5 protein-coding genes and 2 tRNA genes are annotated in these 5,097 nt (G+C 27.3%); 1 reads left to right on the top strand and 6 read right to left on the bottom strand.

From position 1 onward, the window contains the following. Positions 1-417: 417 nt before the first annotated feature. The 4 genes from LQK79_RS20550 to LQK79_RS20995 form a co-directional block, all read right to left on the bottom strand. Entirely contained in the window at positions 418-606 is a 189-nt protein-coding gene (locus LQK79_RS20550) for a hypothetical protein (protein WP_053243621.1), read from the bottom strand. A 1,193-nt stretch (positions 607-1,799) separates the two neighbouring features. Beyond that, the gene (locus LQK79_RS20545) at positions 1,800-2,456 is read right to left on the bottom strand and encodes a hypothetical protein (protein ID WP_231017746.1); all 657 of its coding nucleotides are present in this window, start codon (positions 2,454-2,456) and stop codon (positions 1,800-1,802) included. Between the two features lie 17 nt (positions 2,457-2,473). Continuing rightward, the gene (locus LQK79_RS20540; RefSeq protein WP_053242045.1) at positions 2,474-3,214 is read right to left on the bottom strand and encodes a hypothetical protein; all 741 of its coding nucleotides are present in this window, start codon (positions 3,212-3,214) and stop codon (positions 2,474-2,476) included. A gap of 314 nt (positions 3,215-3,528) precedes the next feature. After that, complete coding sequence (locus LQK79_RS20995; protein ID WP_269144224.1) at positions 3,529-3,654, bottom strand: hypothetical protein; 126 nt, start codon at positions 3,652-3,654, stop codon at positions 3,529-3,531. Between the two features lie 87 nt (positions 3,655-3,741). On the opposite strand from LQK79_RS20995, the gene LQK79_RS20535 reads away from it, so the two are divergent. Beyond that, positions 3,742-4,764: a tyrosine-type recombinase/integrase gene (locus LQK79_RS20535; RefSeq protein WP_231017744.1), complete on the top strand. Its 1,023-nt coding sequence runs from the start codon at positions 3,742-3,744 to the stop codon at positions 4,762-4,764. A 152-nt stretch (positions 4,765-4,916) separates the two neighbouring features. On the opposite strand, the gene LQK79_RS20530 is transcribed toward LQK79_RS20535, so the two are convergent. Together LQK79_RS20530 and LQK79_RS20525 are read right to left on the bottom strand one after the other, a co-directional pair. Further along, positions 4,917-4,993 (bottom strand) — tRNA-Arg (locus LQK79_RS20530). Positions 4,994-5,020: 27 nt separating this feature from the next. Beyond that, positions 5,021-5,094: transfer RNA gene (locus LQK79_RS20525), tRNA-Gly, on the bottom strand. Positions 5,095-5,097 lie beyond the last annotated feature (3 nt).

Below are 5,097 nucleotides of genomic sequence, written 5' to 3'. Positions count from 1 at the left end.
ATACCATCAATAAAGCACCAGCAAAAGCTGGTGCTAATAATTAAAACTTTTTGGGACATTTTCAAAAATGCTTGACACACTTTTTAAAATATTTTTTTCAGAACTCATTAATCAATGTCATCTTGCAACAACGTTTAACATAATAACATGTTTTTTTATATTGTTTATTTAAAAATATTTCGTTATACTAAAGCATCTTATTTATACTTATTATGTAGTTAAAATGCTGTCTATTTCACATATAGACACTCTAGGACAAGTATACATGTATGGGTTTCGAGCAACAGTTTATTATTTTTCTAAGATTTAAAACAATCACGCTTTTATACTTAGCAATATTATATATATATCACTAAAAAACACTGCCGCATTGGCATATTTTTTATAGCAATGCGGCAATGCTATTTAGGGTATGTTTCACACTACTTTTGCTCTTTTATATCCCTTAAGTCTATAGATTGATACTATCTTAGTATCTTCTTCATATATTAGGTATTTACTAAATAACGTCCTGGCAATATATCTTTTTCCTTTTGACCAATTATCTATTTGTCTTATAAGTATTATTCTTTTTATTCCGAATAATTTTAATCGATTCTTATCCATACATATATATCTATCTCAAGCTTTTTTACTCTATTATAACATTTTATGTAATATATGAGAATACATAAGTGCATTTATATTATTTTTTCTATTATTCATACTTTTACTCTTTTTTAGGAACTTTAAAATTATAAATTCCAAATTTAAATTTGATTCAGAGTATAGTAAATATGTAAAAACATCTTTAGCTATTAATTGTGAACTGAACAAGTATTATTTGTATAACCTTGATATTTGTATTTTTTAGTTTGGAAGTAATCTCATATAGATAAGAACGGGAAAAATTTAAAAAACGGATAAGTTAAAAGTAAGATCAAGCTATGAAAAAAATGATTTATTTGCTTAATGCGGGAATAAAGTGCAGGAAAAGAAAAAAATAAAGGCTGATAAGCTACTATCAGCCTTACGCAATGCCTTATTTTATATGTTTATTTGGTGCGCCCAGAGGGAGTTGAACCAACGACCTCCAGATTCGTAAAGGCACGTTTTTATATAATTTATTTAGTTTTATAACTGGCCATTTATCTGTATTTATGCTTTATATGGCAATGTACAGTTCATTTAAAAAATACGGTTTTCGCATTCGGTTGTGTTATTGTTGTGTTATTTTATTGTACGCTGAAAGCATTGAATTCCAAGCAATTCAGGTATGTATTTAAAGCCACATATTAGCCTTATAAATGTGTTTTGTTTTTATTAGTATAGCTATAATATTTTTTATTATATTTGTTCTATATGCCTTTATACTTGATAAAATTATATTGATACAGGATACCTTATTATGTTAAACTACTTACATACAATTCAATATAGTTGTGCGTGGGCAACTGGCATTGCTATCTCTTTTATAAGGGAGGTGATGCATATGTACGAGATGTTTATAGTAGTTTTTTCTGCTCTATCTTTTTTGATAGCATTGATAAACTTAATTGTCGTGCTAATAAAGAACATAAAAAAGTAGCCCACCTGCGCAATTGGTAATGGCTACTTTTTAAAACATTAAATTTTAAGCTATGCCAGTTGTCTTTAACAACTGAGTTGTATACTACAGGGTGTTACCAGCACCCTGTTTTTATGTCTAATTTTATAATTATCTTGTAATAGCAAATATTACACAATTTATAAATATGCCACATTCACTATATAATAATTATATTATTATTATTATCATTTTACAAGGATTTTATTTAATATTATTTATCATTTTTATCATTTTTATCATTTGATTTTTCAATATCATCTTTTAACATATCAATTCCTTCAGATAGGGCACTTATATTAAAACAATGATATATATTCACAACAAAACTTTTGGTTTCAAATATTGCAAATACATTAATCTCTATGTACACAATAATAAATATAAAGGCTAAGATATTTATTATTGTAACATTTATATTTTTAATGCAGCTATAATCTATATTTTTTAAGGTAATAATTAATATAAAATTTAATAATATAATAAATAAATACATTATACTAATAATAAAAAAATATAAATTATAAGTTTTAAAATCACTATTTTTCCCTATTTTGCTAATTAACATTTGTTTTAACAAATTGGCTCCTACTAATGCTTGAAAAAGAGCATATCCAGTAAATATTATTCCAAATAAATCTTTAATTACATCATTTGATAATTCAATAATTGACAAAAATTCTTCTAAAGTATTTTTTTTAAAAGCAATATTAAAAACAGGAAATATAATTATCACTAAAATTATAAGCATAAATATTATTCTACTTCTCGAGGGTTTTAATAACTTCAATCCTTCACATAATATATTGTTAAAACTTTTTTCTTTTGTTAAATCCTTTAAATTATCAGTCATTATTTCCTTCTTAGTCATTATCACCCTCTCCTTTGTTAATTTTGATTGGATATTATTCTATTAATTTGTGGTTTATTTTCTTCATAAATTTTAATGTTTTCATCACTTATTTCATTCAATTCTTTTTTATCTTTTAGCGTACTTACGACAACATTAGATACTGATCCTATTGATGTATATTCTGGAAGATCTATTGATATTTTTTCACCCATTGTTTGATGATCTATAGTACCTTTTCCTCCTGCCTTATACTCAACTTCAATTTTTGCTTCTGCAAGCCCTTTAGTGTCTGTTATCATTTCTGCAACATTTTCAAATTTAGTTGGTGAATTTATAACAAAGCTTCCCTTTTTAGCTCCAGCCTTTTCTAATTGAGTTAGCATGTCGTCATATGTATTACTCATATTAAAATCACCATTCGGATTAAATAATTTAAACGTTAATTTTCTTATTTTCTTAACAGTTTCTAATTTCTCTTTTATATCTTTCTTTGAAGGTAAATTTACTATATCAACAACAGGATATGCAATTCTTTCATTTTCTCTTTTATTTTTATTATACAATTTAACATAATTTTTAAATACATCTTTTACTGTGGCACTAAAACTTCTTATGTCTGGACTACCTTTTTGATTTGTTGTATATATCATTCTATGATTATCTAAAAAAATAGTAAAAATTGAAATAGACGCCGAATCATAGAATTTATGTGTAAATGTAACTCCCTTATTGTTATCATATTCTGTCCTTACTTCCAACTTTGTCTTTTTTACCAATATACCAACTAGCGCATATCTTTTTAAATTAACAATTTTTATTTTTACATCCTCAAAAAATTAAAATAAACCCTAGAATAGCTTTTACATTCTGTATGACTCCACATATATTAAATTATTCTTGCTTCAAATTTTAAAAATTAAGCTGTTCCCAATAAACTCATCACAAAATAAAAAGAATCTGCATTTAACAGGTCCCTTCCTATAATCTCAATATTTCACTGTTCTATATTTATAATTTATCTACTGTAACTCTAGTTTTATTGCAAACTTCTTTTTATTTTTAGTTTCAACTTTTTTGCTTGGTCGCAATCTTATTCAGATTTTAAAAAATCATATGCATCCGGATAATATTCTGGAAATAAACACTTTTCATATGGAAAATTCACATTATCTTCTTTAATCATTTCATTAATATCTCTCACAGTTAATTCATTCAATTCAGAATAAATACCAAACACTAGACCATATTTAATATAATCAGAAAACAATTCTATGGAAAAACTAAGATTGAAACTATAGATAAAATGAATGATTATAAAAATAAATCTGCTGCAGGTCTCCTTTCATCTGATGATAAAATAACCTTGCAGCAGTGGTTTAAAACATGGTTATATGAATATAGAGTAAATGATTTAAGACCTTCAAGTTTAGAGAAATATAATGGCATTTACAATAACTACATTAAAAACTCTGAAATTGGAGTTATAAAGCTTAAGGACTTAAGTACTTCAAATTTACAGGCATACTATAATGTCTTAATGAGTAAACATAAAAAAAGTCCTAACGTAATTAAGACAATAAATAAAACTATTAAGTGCTGCTTAAACCAAGCTGTCAAAGAAACATATATTTTATTTAATTGCAGCAACAATGTAATACTTCCAAAGCTGGCCAGTAAAAAGGAAGTTGAGATATTCACTGTTGAAGAGCAGCAGCAATTTATAAGATCATTGGATAATCATAGGCATAGAGTATTGTTTATATTGGTCTTTGCCACTGGCTTAAGACTTGGAGAAGTTACCGCTCTAAAATGGCATGATATAAACTTTGAAAAGAATGAGCTTAGTGTAAAAAGAACCTTTAAAAGAGTTACTATATTAGGTAAAACAGAGGGTAATAAAACTGAAATAATAGAGCAGCCACCAAAAACAGAACATAGTAAAAGAACCATTCCAATACCTTCAAACGTAATAATTGAATTGAAAAAACATAGAAAAAATCAATTAGCAGAAAAGCTAAAAAATAAGCTTATTTACGTTGATAATGACTTAGTATTCCCTAATGAAATAGGAGAACCAACAGATCCTAGAAATTTAGATAGGAGCTATGCAAGAGCTTTAAAAAATGCTGGTATATCACATAAAAAGTTTCATGCTTTGCGCCATACTTATGCGACAAGATTATTCGAGGCTGACGTACCATTAAAAACAGTTCAAGAGCTTCTTGGTCACTCTGATATATCAATAACTGCTAATATATATACTCACGTTATGCCTAAACAGAAAATAGCAGCAGTAGAGAAAATTAATAGCTTATTTGCTTTATAGCTTCAATAAGCTATTTTTATTTTTTGCTTTTAAAATCATACTAAATTATAACTTTTTCCTGTGGGTTGTGTTACGGTTGTGTTATTTTATAAAAAAATAAAGGCTGATAAGCTACTATCAACCTTACGCAATGCCTTATTTAATATGTATATTGGTGCGCCCAGAGGGAGTCGAACCCACGACCTCCAGATTCGAAGTCTGTCACTCTATCCAACTGAGCTATGGGCGCTTATACGCCTTGTTTTAAATATAAAAATGGAGCGGGTAGAGGGAATCGAACCCTCGTGACTAGCTTGGAAGGCTAGGGCTCTACCATTGAGCTACACCCGCATA

The sequence above is a fragment of the Clostridium guangxiense genome (genome assembly GCF_021043395.1).
Lineage (GTDB): Bacteria > Bacillota > Clostridia > Clostridiales > Clostridiaceae > Clostridium_S > Clostridium_S guangxiense.
The sequence above is the reverse complement of the archived record's forward strand: the minus strand, read 5'-3'. Positions and strand labels throughout refer to the sequence as shown.